We start from the raw sequence: 19,673 nt of genomic DNA on the forward strand, positions 1-19,673 counted from the left end.
TCTGCTCGCTAACGCTGAGACTCAAGAAAAGTGATTGCCTGGCGCAGTTCTGCGAACTGATAGATGATGTAGTCTGGCTCTACTCCGCTGTGCTTTTTTCTTCCCTGGTTGGATGAAAAGAAGACGGTTATCATTCCTACGCTACTGGCTCCATAGATGTCTCGGTACATGTCGTTGCCCACGAAGAGAACATTCTCCGCAGGCAGTTCGAGCCTATCGAGTGCAGACTGAAATATCCTGGTGTCAGGTTTTCTGTATCCCAGGTCCCCGGAAATGATGATGGGTCGGAAATACTCCACGATGCCTACGGCCCGCATTTCCGATAATGCCCAGGCGCTCTGCGCGTCGGTCAACGCTGCAAGCTTATAGCGCTGAGACAGTTCGTTGAGTATGTTTTTCACTTCGGGATAAAGCTGCAGCCGGTTACGAGAGATGCCCCGGTACATCTCGGCGATAAACAACGGCATCCACTTCAGTTTCTCGGGAGGCAAGGCCTGGCAGGCCTCAGGTCTGCGGCGCAGGTACTCCCGCCACACTTCGACCGCATCGAATTCGGGAAAAGTCTCTCCGCGTACTTTGCGCTGGGTGTCCAGCAGCTGATAATATTCGTCGCGGACCTCCCAACGGCTCGTTCGAATACCTTGGTAGGTCAGGAAATGGCTGATGCCGCGGTAGATCTCCTCATTGCCTTCGTCGGTCTGAATGTCGATGAGTGTGCCGTTGATATCAAACAAAACAGCCTTGATGTTCATGGCAGCTCCCTCAGGATCATTTTGGCTTTCTGCACAAGTTGCCAGCGATAATCGTAGTTGATCCACGAATTGCGGGCGATGCGGAGCAGTGTGATGCCCATGAAAAAGGGGATGCGCCTAGTGATGGATCGGAATGCGCTCATGGGGTCCGGAAAATAACGCGAGTATTCCCATAGGAAGTGCCCGATGAAGGGCTCGGCGGCCTCTGGGGCGCCTGTTCCCTGATAGAAGAAATGCGCCAGTTCGCCGCAGATTCTTCCCAGGTCGAAAACCCTGTCGGCCCATTGCATTCGTTCCAGGTCGATTGCCAGTACGGTATGCCCCGGTCCGAACAGAAAATTGGAGGGCGTGGCGTCGCCATGAACCAGAACGTTGCAGTCTTCCCACATGATGCCTTGGGCGCTCCACGAGTCTCGCAGATGATAGAGTTCGTCAGAGTGGTCCCATCCCATGCCTCGCTTTGAAGTGAGCGACCCGATGAGCCGCCCCATGTAGGCGTGGCTGTGGTCGAAGCTGACTCTCCAGTCTCCTGCCGTGCGGTTATGGAGGGAAGCGAGGAATTTTCCCAAGGCTGTCAGTTTGCGGAAAAGCCGCCCGCCTCTGCGCTGATGGACGGCTTGGGTGATGACCGTACCAAGCAGGTCTCCCCCTAGAAATTCCATCATCAGCACGTTGTTTATGTCGGGGTTGAACCCGAGTGGTCTGACCACGTAGTGAGGCGCAGAATCGAACCCGAGGTTGCGCAGGTATAGGAGATTGCCAAACTCGGTCTCCCCGGTCTTCATCTGTTGGGAGGGGCTTTTAGGGGGATAGAATTTCCCTACCAGCCGTACTCCGCTGTGCTTTTCTTCATAAAGAAAAACATTCCGGGAACATGCGGACTGGAATACGCGAAACTCCACCCCTTCAGAGTCAACCCCAAGTTGTGGAACGATGTGATCCTTTAGATATCCATGCAAAGGGTCGAAATGATCGAGATGCCCCATATACCTGTCAAACATCGTTTCGCCACAAGCCCGAATCCCGTTCTGCGATGCTCGCGCACTCCGGGAGATGAATCGTGAGGACCGTCTCGTTTGATTCGTCCGAAGTGCGCATTTCAAGCGTGCCGCCCTGCGCCTCGATCATCTTCCTCGCCGAGTAGGTGCCGAGCCCCGTTCCGTATGATTTGCCCGCCGTGCTGTACTTGTCGAAGAACCGGTCCCGTATGGGCACGGGGACCACGCCCTGATTGCGTATCTCGATGTGACAATCCCTGCCTGATATCAGGTTCACGATCACCGTGCTCCCTTTGGGCGAAGCCTCCGCCGCGTTCTTCATGAGGTTGAACAGTGAGGAGCGCAAGAGTTCCACCTGTCCGGAACATGGGAAACTCACCTTCTCAGGCAGCGGGGCGCCATTCAGGAGCACCTGCATGGAGGTGTGCCTGTGCTGGGGCGTGTTGCGCAGATTCTGGACGATTTCAAGAATCACCGGGATGCAATTGAAGGTCTTGGGATATGCCCGGTACTGTCCTGTTTCGATCTTGTGCATGTCCAGGGTACGATCCAGCGTGTCCAGCATCTGTCGGCCAGCGTTGTTCAGCAGGGCCAAAAGCTGGCGTTGCTGGTTGTTCAGGTCGTTTCCCTCAAGCAGCAACGTGGCGACGTTCACGGCGTTGCACGCCGGAGAGCGCAGGTCGTGCTGGATGACGCCCTCGATGTGCGCCTGGAGTAGCTCGGCATGTTTGCGGATGGAGATGTCGCTTATGACGGCGCGATACTCGGTGGGCTTACCCGCCTCGTCAACGGGAACCGCATCGATTTTCGCCCAGAATGAGGTGGCGTCCGCCTTCATCATTTGCAGTTCACATCCCTGACGCATGCCGGTGGCCGTGAGTTGCTTGTGATGCCGGTAGTAGATGTCCTGGTCCTCTTTGCTGATGAACCGGCTGAAGGGCTGGTTGAGGATCATGCCCCGAGGCACGCCAACCATGCTCGCGAAGGTGACGTTGGTTTCAAGGAGCAACCCCTTCCCGCTCAGAGTCACGTAGCCGATGGGGGCCAGATCGTAGAGGTCGAAATATTTTGTGCGCATGGCTTCAAGGTCCGCCTGCGTCCGCCGAAGTTCTTCGTTCTGCATCTCTAGCTCGATCTGGTGCACCCGCAATTCATGCATCGTCTGACGCATTTCCTCGGGAGACATCGCCATTTCGGCTGCTGTCTCGCTTACCTTGAGCTGTTTTTCCGCACACTTACGCAGCCTATCGGTCATTTTGTCTCTCCTGAGCTGGCCGACCTTCCGGTCGCATCGGCTTCACCCGTCTGGTCGTCCGTCCTATTTGACGAGAGGGGAATCCGCATGGTGAAGCGCGCTCCGTTCCCAGGCTGCGACTGCACATCGAAGCTTCCGCCGTGCTTGGTGACGATGATGAAGTACGAAACGGCGAGTCCCAGGCCGGTACCTTCTCCGACCCCCTTGGTGGTGAAGAACGGCTCGAAGGCCCTTTTGCGCACGGCGTCGGTCATGCCGATTCCGTTGTCTTCCACTTCGATGCGCAGGAGGCCGCCTTCACGGGCGGTCCGCAACGTGATGGTCGGCCCGGCCTGGATTGCGTCTTGATTCACGAGGGCCTGGGCCGCATTCTTGAGCAGGTTCAGGACAACTTGCTCTATCTCGGCGCTGGTGCAGTGCAGCTCCGGGAGGTCCGAAGCGTATTCACGAATGATGGTAATGCTTTTGAAGTCGTATTTTTTTTTCAAGTCATAGTCGAAGCGTGACAACTCCACCGCTTTGTCCAGCAATTCGTTGATGTCCGCAGTCTGGTGCCGCACGTCGCCCTTGCGACAGAATTCCAGCATGTTGGAAACAATCTGGGCGGCTCGCGCGCCAGACTGGGTGATGGCGTCCAGAAACTCGGATATCTTTCGTTTTTCCAGGTAGGCCAGGATGCAGTCCATGGAGCATCCGCTCTCTTCTGCGGCAGCCCTGTTGGCCGGGACATCCGGCTGGAGGTGGGAGATCACCACTTGCGCGCTCTGGAGAATGCCGCTCAGGGGGTTGTTTATTTCATGGGCCATGCCCGCGGCGAGGCCGCCAACCGACATCATCTTTTCGGACTGCACCATCATCTCGTCGATCTGAACCCGCCGGGTTACGTCGTCCACCCGGACCACCGCGCCCACAATGTCCTCGTTGACAAGGGGGTAGATCATCACGTCCTGGTAGCCCCTCACGCCGTTCCGTATGAACACGTCGCGTTTCGTGTCCTGGGGGGTTCTGTCGCGTAGCGCAGCCCTGATGGTGTCCATCTGGGTGGCCAGCCTGGGGAACGCTTCTTCCAGTGGGCGGCCAAGGGCAATCCGGGCGGGAGTCCCGGCGGCGTCTTCCGCTGCCTTGTTCCAGTGCGTCACCACGCAATTGAGGTCGATCCCGATCATGATGGAGGGCATGGAGTTCAGGATGCTAGCGAGGTAGTCTTGCGCTTTGACCATCTCCTGCTCCGCCTGTTTGCGCGCGGAAATGTCGCTTACCATGGTAAGCTGCACGAATTCCCCGTTTGCCTCCTGGGCGGATTTTGTTTCGATCTGCGCCCAGAATATAGTCCCTTCCTGGTTCACCAGGCGCAGTTCGCATCCGCGCTGGGTGCACGAGTGCGGCTCGCCTGATGCGACGAGATGCTTGCGGTGCCGGTAATAATGATCCTGGTCTTCTTTGAAGATGAACCGGCTGATCGGCTGGTTGACAAGCAGGCTGCGGTGCACCCCAAGCATGGAGGCGATGGTGGTGTTGGCTTCGAGGATCAGGCCCTGTTCGTTGAGCGTGACGTAGCCGATGGGGGCCATGTCGTAGAGGTCGAAGTACCGGGCGCGCACGGCTTCCAGGTCTTCCTGGGACTGGCGCAACGCTTCGTTCTGCATTTCAAGTTCTATCTGATGCACGAGAAGCTCATGGAGCTTCTCCTGCATCTCTTCGGCGGACAGCTCCGGCCCCCTTGGGGCTTTGACCGTCCTGGCACGCTCTTCAGCCCGTTGGCGCAGTGATGCGTTCATGGGTCACCTCTCACGAGTCCGGCCCGTTCGGTGGTCGCGATGGCGTACACCCGCCCGGCATTGTCGAGCATTGCCGTGGCGGTCAGCCACACATCGATAGTCCGTCCGTCTTTGTTCATTCGTTTTGTGGAGTAGGGCGCCTGGGTATCGTCCTTGACGACTTTCAGGAGGTTGTCCAATTCGTGCTCGCGCAACTCGGAGGGGAGCATGTCCCGGATGTTCATGGACAGGGCTTCGGCCTCGCTCCAGCCGAACACCTTCTGTGCGGAAAGGTTCCAGGCCATGATGCGGCCTTCGAGGTCGAGCATGAGGATGGCGTCCTGGGAGTCGCGGACAACGATGGCCAGCCGGAGCTGCTCGTTGGCCCTTTTCAGCATTTCCTGCGCTCTTTTCGTCTCGGTGATGTCGAAGAAGGTGATCACCGCCCCTTCGATCACGTTGTCGAGGGTGCGGTAGGGACGGATGCGCATGGTGTACCAGTTGCCTTCGGCCGTCTCCACCTCGATCTCTTTCGGGGTCAGGGAGTCCAGCACCTCCTGGGCGTCCGCGACCAAGCTGTCGTAGCCGACCAGGTTGGACACGATGTGGCGCACGGGCCGCCCAACGTCCGAGAGGATCATGTTTATGATCCTGGTGGCCGCTGGAGTGAACCGCAGGATGCGCAGCTGATGGTCCACGAAGATGGTGGCGATGCCCGTTCCCGCCAGCAGGTTGTTCATATCGTTGTTGGCCTGCGACAGGTCCGCCACCTTGGTCTGCAATTCCGCATTGACCGTGGCGAGCTCCTCGTTGACTGATTGCAGCTCTTCCTTGGACGTCTCCAGCTCCTCGTTGGATGATTGCAGCTCCTCGTTGATGGACTGCATCTCTTCGTTGGAGGACTTGAGCTCCTCGTTGGATGTCTCCAGCTCCTCATTGGTGGTCTGGAGATACTCCTCCTTGGCCCGGAGTTCCTGCTTGAGTGCCGTGATGCGCGCATCGACGTTCGCATCTGTGCCGCCTTCAACCCAGACAGGTTCCAGGATGGCTCCCGGCGCACCTGTGGTGTCCGCACCTAGGATTTCCTCCAGGATGACCAGGAACAAGGTGTCCTCGGGGGCCGAGGCGAGCTGCGTCGGTACCGGGCTGACGACGAGGTTGGCCATGGTGTAGTGGCCGTTGGTTTTGATGCGCAGGCCCTCGCAACGGACGGTCGCTTTGGTCATCGAGGCCTTGTGCAGGGCCGTGGTCAGGTCGCGCCGCAAACCCTCCCTGGCCATCTTCAGGATGTTGTAGACCCCGACTTCGCCTGGAGTCGGCTCCAGGTACATGCCTGTGCGGCCGTGAAGATACAGTATTACTCCCTGTGCGTTCACCAATACGCCTACAAGCGGGACCTGGGCGAGAAGCGCCTGTTCGGTCAGTTCGCGCAGCGGCAGTTTTCCTGCTCTGTGAGCCTTGCCGACAGGTTGACTGGCTTTGCCCTCCAATGACGGGAACGGCAGATAGTGGCCCGGAACCGTCCGTCGAATCCCGTGGATGTCATCCTTGCGCTGGTACAGCTTCAGCTTGCGCTCCAAGGTCGCGAACAAGTCCCCGAATTCCCCCACGGTTTCCGATGTGCCCAGGAAGATGAAGCCGCCCGGATTCAGCGCGTAATGGAAGATGGGGATAAGCCTTTTCTGCAGCTCTCCTCCCATGTAGATCATGAGGTTGCGGCAACTGATGAGGTCGAGCTTGGAGAACGGCGGGTCGCGGACCACGTCGTGCTCGGAAAACACCAGCATGTCCCGGATGCCTTTGTGGATTCGGTACATGCTGCCGTCGGACTCTGCCACGAAATAGCGTCCAAGCCGTTCTGGCGAGATGTCGGCGGCGATGCTGGCCGGATACAGCCCGGTGCGGGCCGTGGCGATTGCCATGCTGTCGATGTCCGTGGCGAAGATCTGGACGGTGAAACTCTGCTTCAGAATCTCAAGGTGCTCTTGCAGGAGGATGGCCAGGGAGTAGGCTTCTTCTCCGGTGGAGCATCCCGTCGACCAGACACGGACACTGGCCCCGGTCGGTTTTCCCGCGAACAGTTTGGGGATGACGTGCTCCTCAAGCGCCTTGAAAGCCTCCGGGTCGCGGAAGAAACTGGTCACTCCGATGAGCAGATCCCTGAAGAGCGCTTCCACCTCGACTGGGTTCTGCTGGAGGAATTTGACGTATCCGTCCAGCGAGTCGATCTGGTGGACCGCCATGCGCCGTTCAATGCGTCGATGGATGGTGCTCGGCTTGTACAAGGAAAAATCGTGCCCGGTCTGGGCCCGAAGAAGAATGAAAATCTTCTTCAGTGCGCTCTCTGCCTTGTGGGGTGGGGCGGTTGCGGGCAGGGGCGGATTGCCGAAGGCATGGGTCACGTAGGAGATGATCTGAATGGGCATCTCGGCTGGCGGAAGCTCGAAATCCACCAGCCCTGTGGCGATGGCGCTTCGCGGCATGCCGTCGTATTCCGTTGACTCCGGATTCTGAACCATGACCATGCCGCCCTCGCCCTTGATGGCCCTGACCCCCTGGGTTCCGTCGCTGCCCGTGCCGGAGAGCACCACGCCGATGGCCCGCTCATGCTGATCTTGGGCCAGGGAGCGGAAGAAGAAGTCGATGGGCAGACGCTGTCCGCGAGGGGCGGCGGGAGCAAGCAACTGGAGCGTTCCGTTCATGAAGGCCATGTCGTGATTGGGCGGGATGATGTAGGCGCAGTTGGGTTGGACCGTCATCCCGTCCTGGACCTCGAACACCTGCATGCGGGTGTAGCGCCGGACGAGATCCGTGAGGATGCTGTTGTGGTCCGGGGCCAGGTGCTGCACCAGAACAAAGGCCATGTTGGGGTCGGCATCGCCGGGCATCCCGGAGAAGAAGGCCTCGAAGGCGGCTAGGCCACCGGCCGAGGCCCCGATGCCGACAATGGGGAATGATGACTTGGTGTTGGCATCAAAAGCAATGTCAGGTGTTTCTATAAATGGAGCGCATTCTTTGTTAGGTGTGTGAATTACATGGCCACGTTTCTTACTCATGAAGGCATCCCCAGGTTCGGCTAGGCATTGATAGTTACACGTGAAAATTCCGCTCCGTCTGGAGTGAGTCACTTTTTCAATATCTCATGCCTCACATAATCTGGCAACATAATTAATGCTAAACATTGCTGGCTCCTGCATTTTAATTTCGTCCGTTCCGATTGCCTTTTCCCGTTTTGTCTCTCGCCATCACGGCCATATTTTTGCTATTGGTCCAGAGTCCTTTCCGTGTCCGCAGAGGGTGCCGATTCCTTTCATCCGGGGGCCGTATGAAAAGACTTGGTTGTCTCATGGCTGTCCTGGCGTTCTTCTTGACTTTCTCCGGCATGTCCGCGCTCGCCGCCAAGGGGAGATTCAAAACCGATACCGGGACTTACACCGGCGATTTTGATGAGATTCTCAAGCGGCGCGTCCTGCGCGTGGCCGTGCCCTTCAGCCGCACCCAGTTCTTCTACAACAAGGGGCGTCAGTGCGGGCTGGCGGCAGACGCCATCCGCGAGTTGGAGCGCCGGTTGCGTAAACATCTGCCGCGCAAACGTTTCTTGTCGGTGGTCATCACTCCCATGACTTTAGACCGCCTCCTGCCCTCTTTGCTGGAGGGCAAGGCGGACATAGCCGCCGGGAGCATCACCGTGACCAGGGAACGACTCGAGTCTGTCGATTTCACCGTGCCCATCACGGACTCCATGAATGAGATCGTGGTAACCGGACCCGGCGCCCCAAAGCTCGGCAGCCTGGATGATCTGTCCGGTCGCGACGTTCATGTGAGGGCAGCCACAAGCTATCGGCAGAGCCTCGATACCCTGAACGAGCGTTTTGCACATGAAGGCAAGGAACCCGTGAGCATTGTCCTGCTGCCTGACGAGCTCCAGGATGAGGACGTGCTGGACATGCTGAATGCGGGCCTGATCCAGGTGACGGTCAAGGACGACCGCCTGGTGAACCTCTGGGCTGACTTTCTGCCGCACATCACCGCGCGTCCTGACCTTGTCGTGCGCACGGACGGCGTCATCGCTTGGGCTGTCCGCAAGGACAGCCCAAAGCTCAAGGCCATCCTTGACGAGATCATCCCCCACTCCACGGGAAAAGGGCTTCAGAAGGCCATCTACGAGCAGTTCGCCCGAGACGCCCAAAAGATGCGCAACGCCCGAGACGGTGCGGATATGCGCCGCTTCGAGTCGCTGGTCGGCCTGTTCAAGAAGTACGGGAGCCAATACGGATTCGACAGTTTGCTGCTCATGGCCCAGGGCTACCAGGAGTCCGGGCTGGACCAGAACGCCAGGAGCCCCATGGGAGCCATCGGCGTCATGCAGATCATGCCCGCCACCGGCAGGGAACTTCGGGTGGGCGACATCCGCCAGGTGGAGCCCAACATCCACGGCGGAGCCAAATATGTGGCCAGGATGATGGACGAGCACTTCAAAAGCACTCCGTTCAACGAAACGAACCGGACTTTGTTCGCTTTCGCCAGCTACAACGCAGGCGCGGACCGGATTGCCCGCGCCCGCAAGAGGGCGGAAGCAGAAGGGCTCGATCCCTCTGTCTGGTTCAACAATGTGGAGCTGGTGGTGGCCAGGATGGTGGGGCAGGAGCCCGTGCGGTACGTGCGCAATATCTTCAAGTATTACGTGGCGTACAAACTCGAAGAGGAGGCCCGCGCAAACCGCGATAGAACCATGGAAAAGACGTGATGCTCCGAGGTGAGTCCAGAATCAAAACGATTATCATGGCATGATAATTCGTCATCCAGCGACTCTTGCAAAATGAAAAACATGTGCAAATCCAGAAACAGCAAAATAATAACTTCATTATTATAGTGTATTGATACAATGTGGCAGGCGGCATAGTTGTTGTAGTGCGCTACCTCATGAAGCACACTCCGAAGAAGAAAGGATTCGCCCTTAAGGGGTCGATTCACCGGGCGGATTTGAGCGTTCTGCTCGAAGGGTTGCTGAGAGACTTCAAGAGAGGCAGCATCCGCGTCGGCGAAGGCACGGGAGGTGAGACCCTCACGCTGGCCGACAATCTTGATTACGAGATCCGGGCTGACACCGGCAAGGGAAGGCAGACGTTGGTGATAGAACTCAAATGGGATGGTGAAGCGGAACAATTCCAATGGCAGGGGTCGTTTTTCCATTCCGCCTCGAAGGCAAATTCTGGCTCAGTCCGTCCTGAGGCATCAAGACTTGGCTGCGGTAGGGCCAACGCCTTGGCCAACACGCAAGAGACGATCCTCACCAACGAAGAGAGGCTGTTCTTCAGCAGTGAAGGGAACATGTTCTTCACAAACGCCTCGCGCGCCAGGAAGGACCTTCTGGGCAAGCACGTCTACAACTCCGCCAACGAAAAAGTCGGAACAGTGGAAGACCTTATCCTGACCCCCGGCCAGGCCGTCTCCTCGGCGGTCGTCGGTACTGGCGATGTCCTGGGCCAGATGAACCGCGACATGGTCATTCCTGTCACACAGCTCAAGATCAAGAATAGGCGTCTCATAATGTCAGATTCCACAACGGGAATCGGCTAGTCTCAACGTGTCTTAATGGGCAGATTGCGCATGTCAGGAGGCGTATGTTCTCAATGCTTATAGGTGTAGAGTTGTCGAGAAATTCAAGGCTCTATCTGCCTGTGTTCATGAGCGTGTTCGTGCTTGTCTCATGAGCCTGATTCTGGTCAGTTGGAATCCATTGTTTGCCGAGATACCGGTGAACTGCTGATCCTCGAGCACCAGGCCGAGTATTATCAAGCCTTGGGTGAGAGCACTCGCCAGAGCGACTCCGCGCCCTTCATCGCCTTCATGCTGCGGATGATCCTGGACACCGTGCGCACCTCATCCCCCCAAGTCACGCCTCAAGTCACCCCCCCCCAGTCGGCGAGCTGCTGACGGCGATGCAGGGCGAAATGAGCCGTGAGGCGCTGCAATCCGCCCTCGGCCTGCTGGACCGAAAATCCTTCCGCGAACGCTACCTCAAGCCGGCTTTGGCGGATGGCCTGATCGAAATGACCGTCCCCGACAAGCCCAACAGACGCCTGCGACAATACCGCCTGACCGACAAAGGCAGGCAGTGGCTGGCGCAGCATGGCGACGGCTGATGTGAGCCGGGACAGGAACAGCCTTGGTTAAACCGCCTGTGCTTGTCTGGCGCGAAATGTGTACTTAAGTCTGGACCTTGGATACTCTCGTAATCGAACGCTGCCTGATTTGAGACCAGGGGCATTCCTTGACAATGGCCAGGAAATTCTTTCCGGTGAGCGCGTGGATCTGATCAGCCAAATCTCCAAAGAATGTGGCGCATGGACGACTTCTCTTCACTCTTAGAGCGCTGCTTTGTCTCGCTTGTCGACGAGCGGGCAGACGCTCGTGGGTGGGGCAAGGGGGAATTTGCCCAGCAAGTCTGGCCACGAGACAACCCGAAATCCGCCGCCACGAAGTGGGCGGCCATACGCAGCCGATCCTCCAACACAGGCAAACCCCAAGGCGTGCTCATCGCCGACGCACAGCGCATGGCTGACGTTCTTGGTGAGGATCTGACCTATCTGCTCGCCGTGGCCAAAGAGATAGCCAGAAAGTCGAGCCAGCCCACCTGAATTCCTCGAACAACTCATCTTATTGGCGAATGGCCTGCTGGTACCGGAAATAATTTCCGGGCCTTGTGTTTCACAAGAAATTCTTGCTAAAGCAACCTCGTTCTCCCTGGCGCTGACGATCAGGCTCAGCGTTCCAGGATGCCAAACCATCAAGACGAGGTCCCTTGTGAGAAATTCGAGAAAACTGAGTCCCGAGGAAGAAGAGTTCATCAGCACGCTCTTGTCGGGTCTGCCCCCGGTCATCGCCCGCAAGGAGGTCAAGCGCTACCTGGGAGGGATGATAGCGTCCCAAACCCTCTGCAATGCGGATTCCGCCGGAGTGGGGCCGGAGGTCGCCTACCGCGTGGGGCGGGTGGTCACCTACAGAACGGAATCACTGATCAGGTGGATCGTGGAACGGTTCGGGGTTGTCCGCCTTGCGAGCCTCAAGACCCTGTAGCCCCGTTGGCCGGACGCAGATTGTGCACTGCGGCCCTGGTGGCATCGGGGATCAGATGGGCGTAGCGCATGGTCATGGTGATGGTCTTGTGCCGCATCAAGGTTTTGATCCGGTAGATGTCCGTTCCGGCCATGGCCAGCCAGGAAGCGAACGTGTGGCGCAAGGTGTGAAAGACCACCTTGTGCCGCGCGTCTTTCACTTGGGCGTTGAACCCGAGCCGGACAACAAGCTCCGCGAAGCGGTGAGTGAGGGAGCTGCGCTCCTTCCCGCCCTTCGGCGGTGTCAGGACCAGACAGCCTGGAACCTCTCGGACTCCATTCCCGCTGGCATTCTCGGAGCAGGATGCGGCGTCCAGGCGTTCCCGGAGCACCGCTTCCACTTCGGTATTGATGAAGACCTTGCCGCCTGGCTTCCGGCTGTGTTCCTCCCGCACGGTGATGACGCCGTGAACAAGGTCCACATCCACCCACTCAAGGCGCAATATCTCGCCAAGGCGCATGCCTGTGTTGAGCCCCAGGACGATGGCGGCGTGCAGGTCAGGATGCCCAGAGGCGCGAGCAGCCTCAATCAGGACATCTGCTTCCTCATAGGAGAGGAAACGCTCCCTGGCATTCTTGGGCTTGGGCAGGGCCACACCCTCCAGCGGGCTTTGCCCGGAGAAGATGGCCACGCCCTCCACTTCCGTCACCCTGGCCATGTTGTAGGCCCGGCGCAGAACGGCCATGTAGTGCAGGGCCGTGGACTCGGAAGCGCCGTCCTGCCGCAGGAAGTCCAGGAAGGCCCGGATATCGTCCCGGGTCACTGCGGCGAGGGGGAGATGGCCCAGACGAGGGATGATCTTCCGGACCCGGCCGTCGTCATCGCGCCAGGTGCGCTTGCTGCGTTTTGCCTCGGGCATGTAATGATTCGTGAGGAAGTCGGAGACCGTCATGCCCTGCACGCTCAAGCGGCGGGCTTCCTGGGCTTCGGCCTCGCGCTTGGCGTCGCCTTCTGCCCGGAGTGCGGCGAGGCTCTGGGGACCAGAGCCGGTCTTGATGTGCTTCTTGATGCGCGAGAGCACTCCATGGGCCTTCTCGGCGTTCCAGCCCTCGGAGGCCCAGCCGAGCCCTTCCTCGCAGTCCTTGTAGTTGATGTAGTAGCGGATGCAGAAGTAACGGTCCGACCTGCCGTTGTGACGGCGGCTGGGATGCTCGCGATACCTGACGCCGGGGTAGGGGGTGCGGTTCCAACGCGCTTTCATGGTCCCGGAATAGTCCCGGAATAAATCCCGGTCAAGGGATGCCCTGGGATGGAAGAACAAAGTTAATCAGCTGTAATAAATGAATGTAATATGACTAGGTATGGTGCAGAGGTGGTCATGAATCGGCTTCGTAATCAGCAGGTCAGGGGTTCGAGTCCCCTCGCTGGCTCCACAAGGAATGGCAAAGGGTTTGGCTGTACTAGGCCGGACCCTTTTTTGTTTTCGTTAAGAGTCGTCACCCTCCTTTTACCCCCCAAAGCTACGTCCGGGGGCTCTTTTTATTCCTGCTAGCGTCTGTCCGTGCCCGGGAGGCGGGCCTTTTGGGCCAATCTCTCAGGCGCAAGGCTCGGTGGCGCCAGGCTCACTCCCAGGGCAGTCCCGCCTTCTCTTGCCCGGCGCTGTCCGTCCACGCCGTCTTGCTCCCAGCGCGAGCAGGCGCCTGTGCCTGTCAAGCGCGGAGCCAAGGGTTTCGTCCGCCAGTCTGGCTGAAATATCCTGATATGATTGCCAAATATTTAATTCTCGCCAGAGAGTTAGGCATGGGGGCCATGAGATTGTTTCGTCTTGACATCTTCCGTCGAATTTTCGATAGCCTGAAAATAAGAATATATTCCTATCTGGGTCGTGGCCATGGCTCTGGATGAAAACGAGATCGCACTGCGCATGGAGGCCTTCTTCCGGGCTTGCAGGGAAGCCAGGGTCAGGCTGACTCCTCAGCGCGCCGAAATATTTCGTGAAATCGCCGCGAGCGAAGAGCACCCTGATGCCGAGTCCATCTACAGGGGCGTGCGCGCGCGTCTTCCGGCCATCTCGCTGGACACAGTTTACCGCACTTTGTGGTGGCTCACCGAATTGGGATTGGTGAACGCGCTCGGACCGGCGAGGGACAGCACGCGCTTCGATGCGAATCTGTCGCGCCACCATCATTTCGTCTGCATCGTTTGCGGGCTGACACGCGATTTCTACAGCGAAGACCTGAACATGCTGGCGCTTCCGGAATCAGTCGCCGCAATCGGATCGATCGAAAGGACGCAGGTGGAGGTGAAAGGCATCTGCAACGCCTGCGCTGCGAAGCGGAAGGGATCGGTGTCGCATCCCTTTGGCGTCGAAAATGTCGACGAGAAATGACCGGGCAGTCACCTTGGGCTTTCGACGCATGACGCGCAAGCGTCATCTTGAAGCCGTACATGGTCAACTGGAAATTCGAATGGATATGTGGAGCACTTTATAAAATTCAAGGAGGTTGCTGTATGAGTGACGAGAAAAAGTGTCCGGTAACGGGCAGGGCCAGCCGTCAAGTCGCCGGCGGCGGTACTTCCAACCGCGACTGGTGGCCGAACCAGTTGAACCTGCACATCCTGCACCAGCATTCCTGCAAGTCCAACCCCATGGGCAAGGATTTCAACTACGCGGAAGAGTTCAAGAAGCTCGACCTCGAAGCCGTGAAGAAGGACCTCTTCGCGCTGATGACCGATTCCCAGGACTGGTGGCCCGCCGACTACGGCCACTACGGCCCCCTGTTCATCCGCATGGCCTGGCACAGCGCGGGCACCTACCGCACCGGCGACGGGCGCGGCGGCGCGGGCTCGGGCAGCCAGCGCCTGGCCCCCCTGAACAGCTGGCCGGACAACGTCAACCTGGACAAGGCCCGCAGGCTGCTTTGGCCGATCAAGCAGAAGTACGGCAAGAAGATCTCCTGGGCCGACCTCATGGTCCTGGCGGGCACCTGCGCCATCGAGTCCATGGGCCTCAAGCCCTTCGGCTTCGGCGGCGGGCGCGAGGACGTCTGGGAGCCCGAGGAGGACATCTACTGGGGCGCCGAGGACACCTGGCTGGGCGACACCCGCTACAAGGGCGAACGCCAGCTCGACAACCCGCTGGCCGCCGTGCAGATGGGGCTCATCTACGTGAACCCAGAAGGCCCCAACGGCAACCCCGACCCGGTGGCGTCCGGCAAGGACGTGCGCGAAACCTTCGCCCGCATGGCCATGAACGACGAGGAGACCGTGGCCCTGGTCGCGGGCGGGCACACCTTCGGCAAGTGCCACGGCGCGGGCGACGCCAAGCACGTCGGCCCGGAGCCGGAAGGGGCGGGGCTCGAGGAGCAGGGGCTCGGCTGGAAGAGCAGCTTCGGCACCGGCAAGGGCGACGACACCATCGGCAGCGGCATCGAGGGCGCGTGGAAGCCGCACCCGACCCGCTGGGACATGGGCTACCTGAACACGCTCTTCAAGTACGAGTGGGAGCTGGTGAAGAGCCCGGCCGGGGCGCACCAGTGGCTGGCCAAGGACGTGGCCCCGGAGGACATGATCGAGGGCGCGCACAACCCGGCCAAGAAGTACCGCCCCATGATGACCACGGCGGACCTCTCCCTGCGCTTCGACCCCATCTACGAGCCCATCGCGCGCGACTACCAGAAGAATCCCGAAAAGCTGGCGGACGCGTTCGCCCGGGCCTGGTTCAAGCTGACGCACCGCGACATGGGGCCGCGCTCGCGCTACCTCGGGCCCGACGTGCCCAAGGAAGAGCTCATCTGGCAGGACCCGGTGCCCCCGGTCGACCACGACCTGATCGACGACAAGGACATCGCCGCGCTCAAGGCCAAGATTCTCGCCTCCGGACTTACCGTTCCCCAGCTGGTCTCCACCGCCTGGGCCTCGGCGTCCACGTTCAGGGGCTCGGACAAGCGCGGCGGGGCCAACGGCGCGCGCATCCGCCTGGCGCCCCAGAAGGACTGGGAGGTCAACCAGCCCGCCCAGCTGGCCACGGTGCTCGCGGCCTATGAAGCGGTCCAGAAGGAGTTCAACGCCGCGCAGTCCGGCAACAAGAAGGTCTCCCTGGCGGACCTGATCGTCCTGGGCGGCTGCGCCGGGGTGGAACAGGCCGCCAAGGCCGCGGGCTGCGACGTGACCGTGCCGTTCTCCCCCGGGCGCACGGACGCCTCGCAGGAGCAGACCGACGTGGCCTCGTTCGCGGTGCTGGAGCCCGCCGCCGACGGCTTCCGCAACTACCGCAAGGCCAGGTACTCCGTCACGGCCGAGGAACTGCTGGTGGACCGCGCGCAGCTCCTGACCCTGACCGCGCCCGAGATGACGGTGCTGGTCGGCGGCATGCGCGTGCTCGGGGCCAACTTCGGCCAGGCCCCGCACGGCGTCTTCACCAAGCGGCCGGGCGCGCTCACCAACGACTTCTTCGTGAACCTGCTGGACATGCGCACCGCGTGGAAGCCGATCTCCGAGGACAACGAGCTCTTCGAGGGCCGCGACCGCGCGACCGGCGAACCCAGGTGGACCGGCACGCGCGTGGACCTGATCTTCGGGGCGAACTCGCAGCTTCGGGCCATCGCCGAGGTCTACGCGTGCGGGGATTCTCTGGCGAAGTTCGTGAGCGACTTCGTGGCCGCCTGGACCAAGGTGATGAACCTCGACCGCTTCGACCTCGCTTAAGATCGAAGCCGCAACGCTTCCGGGATTCCCGGCCGTGAACCCGCGCGGCGCTCCAATCGTCTTGGGGCGCCGCGCTTTTCATTGGCCTTCCTGCCCGCCCGGGCGCTTGCGATTTCCCGGTTGCCGAAGATGGCGCGGCGGGCGTCCGTGGTGTATGGTCCCCGGCGGGATTCGCCCGCGGGCCCCGAGGCCTGCCCACGCGCGGCAACCCCGGCGGGAAAGCCGGGACGATTTCCACTGATTGAAAAAAAGGAGCGGGCAATGCCTCAAGAGAGCGGCGCGGACGCCAAGCCGGGACCCATGGAGACGTATAACGGAGCCGAAACCCTCGTGGCCACCCTGGTGGAGAGCGGGGTGGAGGTGTGTTTCGCCAACCCGGGCACCTCGGAGATGCATTTCGTCAGCGCGCTGGACGCCGTGCCGGAAATGCGCCCCGTGCTCTGCCTGTTCGAGGGCGTGGCCACCGGCGCGGCCGACGGTTACGCCCGCATGACGGGCAGGCCCGCCTGCACCCTTTTGCACCTGGGGCCGGGGTTCGCCAACGGGATCGCCAACATCCACAACGCCCGCCGCGCGCAGTCGCCCATGGTGAACGTCGTGGGCGACCACGCCACCTACCATGAGCGCCACGACGCGCCGCTCACTTCCGATGTGCTGGGTTTGGCCAAGGCCGCTTCCCACTGGGTGTGCCGGTCCAGGAACTCCCGCAGCGTGGCGGCCGACGCCGCGCGCGCCGTGCAGGCCGCGCGCCAGGCCCCGGGGCAGGTGGCGACCCTGATTCTGCCCGCCGACACGGCCTGGGAGCCCGCCGAGCGCCCCTCGCCCAGGCTCGAGGTCCTTGCGCCGTCGAAAGTCCCGGACGCTGCGGTGGACGCAGCGGCCAAGGCCCTCGCGAGCGGGCGCAAGACCGCCATCCTCATGCGCGGCCCGGCGCTCCACGGAGACGGGCTCACGGTCGCAGGGTGCATCGCCGCCAGGGCCGGGGCCACGCTCTTCTGCGACACCTTCCCCCCGCGCATGCGGGCCGGGGCGGGGTCCCCGGTGGTGGAGCGGCTTCCCTACCGGGGCAAGGACATCCTGCGCCGCCTGGGCGAGTTCGGGCAGCTTCTGCTGGTGGGCGCGGAGCCTCCGGTGTCCTTCTTCGCCTACCCGGGGCAGGAGGGCTGGCTGACGCCCCCGGGGTGCGAAATACTCACGCTGTCCCACCCCCACGAGGACGCGAACGCCGCGCTGGCCGCGCTGGCCCGGGCCATGGGCGTGCCCGGGACGTGCCCCATGACGCCCTACGACCCGCCTGCGCTGCCGCCGCAAGGCCCGCTCACGGCGGAGGCCGTCATGCGCGCCGTCGCAGCGCTGTTGCCGGAGAACGCCGTCGTCACCGACGAGGGGATCACGTCCACGCTCCCGTACTCGTCGCTTTTGGCCACGGCCGCGCCCCACGACTATCTGCCGATCACGGGCGGCTCCATAGGCAACATCCTGCCCCTGAGCACGGGGGCGGCCATTGGCGCGCCCGGTCGCAAGGTGGTCTGCCTGGAGGGGGACGGCAGCGCCATGTACACCCTCCAGGCCCTCTGGACCCAGGCCCGCGAGCGGCTCGACGTGGTCACGGTGATCTACGCCAACAGATCCTACGCCGTGCTGAACCACGAGCTGCGCCTGGTCCAGGCCGAGTCCCGGGGGGAGAAGGCCGGGTCGCTCCTGGACCTGGGCAACCCCACGCTCGATTGGGTCAAGCTGGCCGAAGGCATGGGCGTGGAGGCCGTGCGCGCGGATACGACAGAGGCCTTTGCCGACGCGTTCGCCGCCGCCCTGCGCGAGCCCGGGCCCCGGCTCATCGAGGCTGTGATCTAAGGGTGTCTCGCCGGTAGAGTTCCGGGAAGAGCTTGAGCCACAAGGCCACCACCGCGAGCGTGCCCACCCCGCCGATCACCACCGCGCCCACGGCCCCGAACAGGGCGGCGGCCACGCCGGACTCGAAATCGCCGAGCTGGTTGGACGTGCCGATGAACACGGAGTTCACGGCGCTGACCCTGCCGCGCAGCTCGTCGGGGGTGTCCAGCTGGATGAGCGTGGCCCGGATGACCACGCTGATCATGTCGCTGGCCCCGAGCGTCGCCAGGGCGGCCACCGAGAGCGGGAAGGAGCGCGAGAGCCCGAAGGCGATGGTGGCCAGCCCGAAGACGGCCACGGCGGCGTACATGATCCGCCCCACGTTGCGCTTGAGCGGGTAGCGCGTGAGGTAGAGCGACATGGCCAGCGCCCCGATGGAGGGCGCGGCGCGCATGACGCCGAGCCCCCACGGGCCAATGAAGAGGATGTCCTTGGCGAAGACGGGCAGCATGGCCGTGGCCCCGCCCAGAAGCACCGAGAAGAGGTCCAGGGAGATGGCCCCGAAGATCACCGGGCGCTTGCGGATGAAGCGCACCCCGTCCAGGGCGGAGCTCCAGGTGGGGGGCTCCTTGCCGGACTTGGAGGCGGGCTTCGGGATGCCCGCCACGCAGGCGCTCGCGAGAAGGAACACGCCCGCCCCGGCCGCGTAGGCCACCCAGGGGCCCATGATGAAGAGCACGCCGCCGAGGGCCGGGCCGAGGATCATGGCCGTCTTCCAGACGGACGAGCTCCAGGCCAGCATGCGCAGCAGCTGGTCCAGGGGCACGAGCCCGGGCAGGAGCGCCTGGAGCGAAGGGTTCTCGAAGGCCCTGGCCGCCCCGATGAAAGCCACGCAGGCGAATATCCCGTGCAGGTTCAGCCAGCCGCCCAGGCTCCCGGCCATGAGCACCAGGAGCGCCAGGGCCTGGACGGCCTGGCAGACTCCGGCGATGCGCCTGCGGTCCAGCCGGTCGGCCACCTGGCCCACCACCAGCGTGAGCAGGAACTGCGGCAGGAATTCGATCAGGCCCACAAGGCCCAGGTTGAAGACGTCCCCGGTGAGGTCGTAGACCTGCCAGCCGATGGCCACGGCCGTGAGGTGGTAGGCGAAGCCCGAGGCGCTACGGGCGATCCAGAAGCGGGTGAAGGCGGCGTTGCCGAAGATTTCCGAGCGCATCTCGCCCCCGAGGTGTTGCTGTCGCCGCAGGCGGAAACCTCCGGCGAGGTGGGCTCTTCGCGCCAAAAGGCGGGCGGGTCAAGTGAGAATAAGGAA

Annotated in this window: 15 protein-coding genes; 8 read left to right on the top strand and 7 right to left on the bottom strand. The window is 61.4% G+C overall.

The window, feature by feature from the left end; translation table 11 throughout:
• Positions 1 to 8 precede the first annotated feature (8 nt).
• From ACZ5V4_RS16755 to ACZ5V4_RS16775, 5 genes are read right to left on the bottom strand one after another with little or no spacing between them, the layout of a single operon-like run.
• A complete protein-coding gene (locus ACZ5V4_RS16755; RefSeq protein ID WP_464316010.1) occupies positions 9 to 752 on the bottom strand; it encodes an HAD family hydrolase in 744 nt (247 codons plus the stop codon).
• Positions 749 to 1,753: an aminoglycoside phosphotransferase family protein gene (locus ACZ5V4_RS16760; RefSeq protein WP_464316011.1), complete on the bottom strand. Its 1,005-nt coding sequence runs from the start codon at positions 1,751 to 1,753 to the stop codon at positions 749 to 751. Before ACZ5V4_RS16760 ends, ACZ5V4_RS16755 begins: the two co-directional genes overlap by 4 nt.
• A complete protein-coding gene (locus tag ACZ5V4_RS16765) occupies positions 1,746 to 3,005 on the bottom strand; it encodes a PAS domain-containing sensor histidine kinase (protein WP_464316012.1) in 1,260 nt (419 codons plus the stop codon). The genes ACZ5V4_RS16760 and ACZ5V4_RS16765 overlap by 8 nt, the downstream gene beginning before the upstream one ends.
• The gene (locus tag ACZ5V4_RS16770) at positions 3,002 to 4,783 is read right to left on the bottom strand and encodes a PAS domain-containing sensor histidine kinase (protein WP_464316013.1); all 1,782 of its coding nucleotides are present in this window, start codon (positions 4,781 to 4,783) and stop codon (positions 3,002 to 3,004) included. The genes ACZ5V4_RS16765 and ACZ5V4_RS16770 overlap by 4 nt, the downstream gene beginning before the upstream one ends.
• Positions 4,780 to 7,818, bottom strand: coding sequence for a chemotaxis protein CheB (locus tag ACZ5V4_RS16775; protein WP_464316014.1), 3,039 nt, complete (start codon positions 7,816 to 7,818; stop codon positions 4,780 to 4,782). Before ACZ5V4_RS16775 ends, ACZ5V4_RS16770 begins: the two co-directional genes overlap by 4 nt.
• Before the next feature lie 290 nt (positions 7,819 to 8,108).
• On the opposite strand from ACZ5V4_RS16775, the gene ACZ5V4_RS16780 reads away from it, so the two are divergent.
• The 5 genes from ACZ5V4_RS16780 (at position 8,109) to ACZ5V4_RS16800 (ending at position 11,842) form a co-directional block, all read left to right on the top strand.
• Positions 8,109 to 9,509, top strand: coding sequence for an MltF family protein (locus ACZ5V4_RS16780; protein WP_464316015.1), 1,401 nt, complete (start codon positions 8,109 to 8,111; stop codon positions 9,507 to 9,509).
• A 164-nt stretch (positions 9,510 to 9,673) separates the two neighbouring features.
• A complete protein-coding gene (locus tag ACZ5V4_RS16785) occupies positions 9,674 to 10,342 on the top strand; it encodes an amphi-Trp domain-containing protein (RefSeq protein WP_464316016.1) in 669 nt (222 codons plus the stop codon).
• A 374-nt stretch (positions 10,343 to 10,716) separates the two neighbouring features.
• Positions 10,717 to 10,908, top strand: a complete 192-nt coding sequence (locus ACZ5V4_RS16790) for a Fic family protein (RefSeq protein WP_464316017.1) — start codon at positions 10,717 to 10,719, stop codon at positions 10,906 to 10,908.
• A gap of 201 nt (positions 10,909 to 11,109) precedes the next feature.
• Complete coding sequence (locus tag ACZ5V4_RS16795) at positions 11,110 to 11,403, top strand: immunity protein (RefSeq protein WP_464316018.1); 294 nt, start codon at positions 11,110 to 11,112, stop codon at positions 11,401 to 11,403.
• Positions 11,404 to 11,569: 166 nt separating this feature from the next.
• Positions 11,570 to 11,842, top strand: a complete 273-nt coding sequence (locus tag ACZ5V4_RS16800; RefSeq protein WP_464316019.1) for a hypothetical protein — start codon at positions 11,570 to 11,572, stop codon at positions 11,840 to 11,842.
• Here the strand turns inward: ACZ5V4_RS16800 and ACZ5V4_RS16805 are convergent.
• Positions 11,829 to 13,082 (bottom strand): tyrosine-type recombinase/integrase, encoded by a 1,254-nt coding sequence (locus ACZ5V4_RS16805; RefSeq protein WP_464316020.1) that lies wholly within the window; start codon positions 13,080 to 13,082, stop codon positions 11,829 to 11,831. The genes ACZ5V4_RS16800 and ACZ5V4_RS16805 overlap by 14 nt on opposite strands.
• Positions 13,083 to 13,712: 630 nt before the next feature.
• Between ACZ5V4_RS16805 and ACZ5V4_RS16810 the strand changes: the two genes are divergently transcribed.
• The 3 genes from ACZ5V4_RS16810 (at position 13,713) to ACZ5V4_RS16820 (ending at position 18,382) form a co-directional block, all read left to right on the top strand.
• A complete protein-coding gene (locus tag ACZ5V4_RS16810; RefSeq protein ID WP_464316021.1) occupies positions 13,713 to 14,210 on the top strand; it encodes a Fur family transcriptional regulator in 498 nt (165 codons plus the stop codon).
• A 122-nt stretch (positions 14,211 to 14,332) separates the two neighbouring features.
• A complete protein-coding gene (katG, locus tag ACZ5V4_RS16815; protein ID WP_464316022.1) occupies positions 14,333 to 16,528 on the top strand; it encodes a catalase/peroxidase HPI in 2,196 nt (731 codons plus the stop codon).
• 261 nt (positions 16,529 to 16,789) lie between these two features.
• A complete protein-coding gene (locus tag ACZ5V4_RS16820; protein ID WP_464316023.1) occupies positions 16,790 to 18,382 on the top strand; it encodes an acetolactate synthase large subunit in 1,593 nt (530 codons plus the stop codon).
• On the opposite strand, the gene ACZ5V4_RS16825 is transcribed toward ACZ5V4_RS16820, so the two are convergent.
• Positions 18,363 to 19,577, bottom strand: coding sequence for an MFS transporter (locus ACZ5V4_RS16825; protein WP_464316024.1), 1,215 nt, complete (start codon positions 19,575 to 19,577; stop codon positions 18,363 to 18,365). The genes ACZ5V4_RS16820 and ACZ5V4_RS16825 overlap by 20 nt on opposite strands.
• Positions 19,578 to 19,673: the final 96 nt, after the last annotated feature.

The sequence above is a fragment of the Fundidesulfovibrio sp. YSD1 genome, assembly GCF_055397115.1.

Coding starts and splice junctions, on each gene's coding strand:
- ACZ5V4_RS16755 (WP_464316010.1), bottom strand. CDS start 752: ATGAACATCAAGGCTGTTTTGTTTGATATCAACGGCACACTCATCGAC.
- ACZ5V4_RS16760 (WP_464316011.1), bottom strand. CDS start 1,753: ATGTTTGACAGGTATATGGGGCATCTCGATCATTTCGACCCTTTGCAT.
- ACZ5V4_RS16765 (WP_464316012.1), bottom strand. CDS start 3,005: ATGACCGATAGGCTGCGTAAGTGTGCGGAAAAACAGCTCAAGGTAAGC.
- ACZ5V4_RS16770 (WP_464316013.1), bottom strand. CDS start 4,783: ATGAACGCATCACTGCGCCAACGGGCTGAAGAGCGTGCCAGGACGGTC.
- ACZ5V4_RS16775 (WP_464316014.1), bottom strand. CDS start 7,818: ATGAGTAAGAAACGTGGCCATGTAATTCACACACCTAACAAAGAATGC.
- ACZ5V4_RS16780 (WP_464316015.1), top strand. CDS start 8,109: ATGGCTGTCCTGGCGTTCTTCTTGACTTTCTCCGGCATGTCCGCGCTC.
- ACZ5V4_RS16790 (WP_464316017.1), top strand. CDS start 10,717: ATGAGCCGTGAGGCGCTGCAATCCGCCCTCGGCCTGCTGGACCGAAAA.
- ACZ5V4_RS16795 (WP_464316018.1), top strand. CDS start 11,110: ATGGACGACTTCTCTTCACTCTTAGAGCGCTGCTTTGTCTCGCTTGTC.
- ACZ5V4_RS16805 (WP_464316020.1), bottom strand. CDS start 13,082: ATGAAAGCGCGTTGGAACCGCACCCCCTACCCCGGCGTCAGGTATCGC.
- ACZ5V4_RS16810 (WP_464316021.1), top strand. CDS start 13,713: ATGGCTCTGGATGAAAACGAGATCGCACTGCGCATGGAGGCCTTCTTC.
- katG (WP_464316022.1), top strand. CDS start 14,333: ATGAGTGACGAGAAAAAGTGTCCGGTAACGGGCAGGGCCAGCCGTCAA.
- ACZ5V4_RS16820 (WP_464316023.1), top strand. CDS start 16,790: ATGCCTCAAGAGAGCGGCGCGGACGCCAAGCCGGGACCCATGGAGACG.
- ACZ5V4_RS16825 (WP_464316024.1), bottom strand. CDS start 19,577: ATGCGCTCGGAAATCTTCGGCAACGCCGCCTTCACCCGCTTCTGGATC.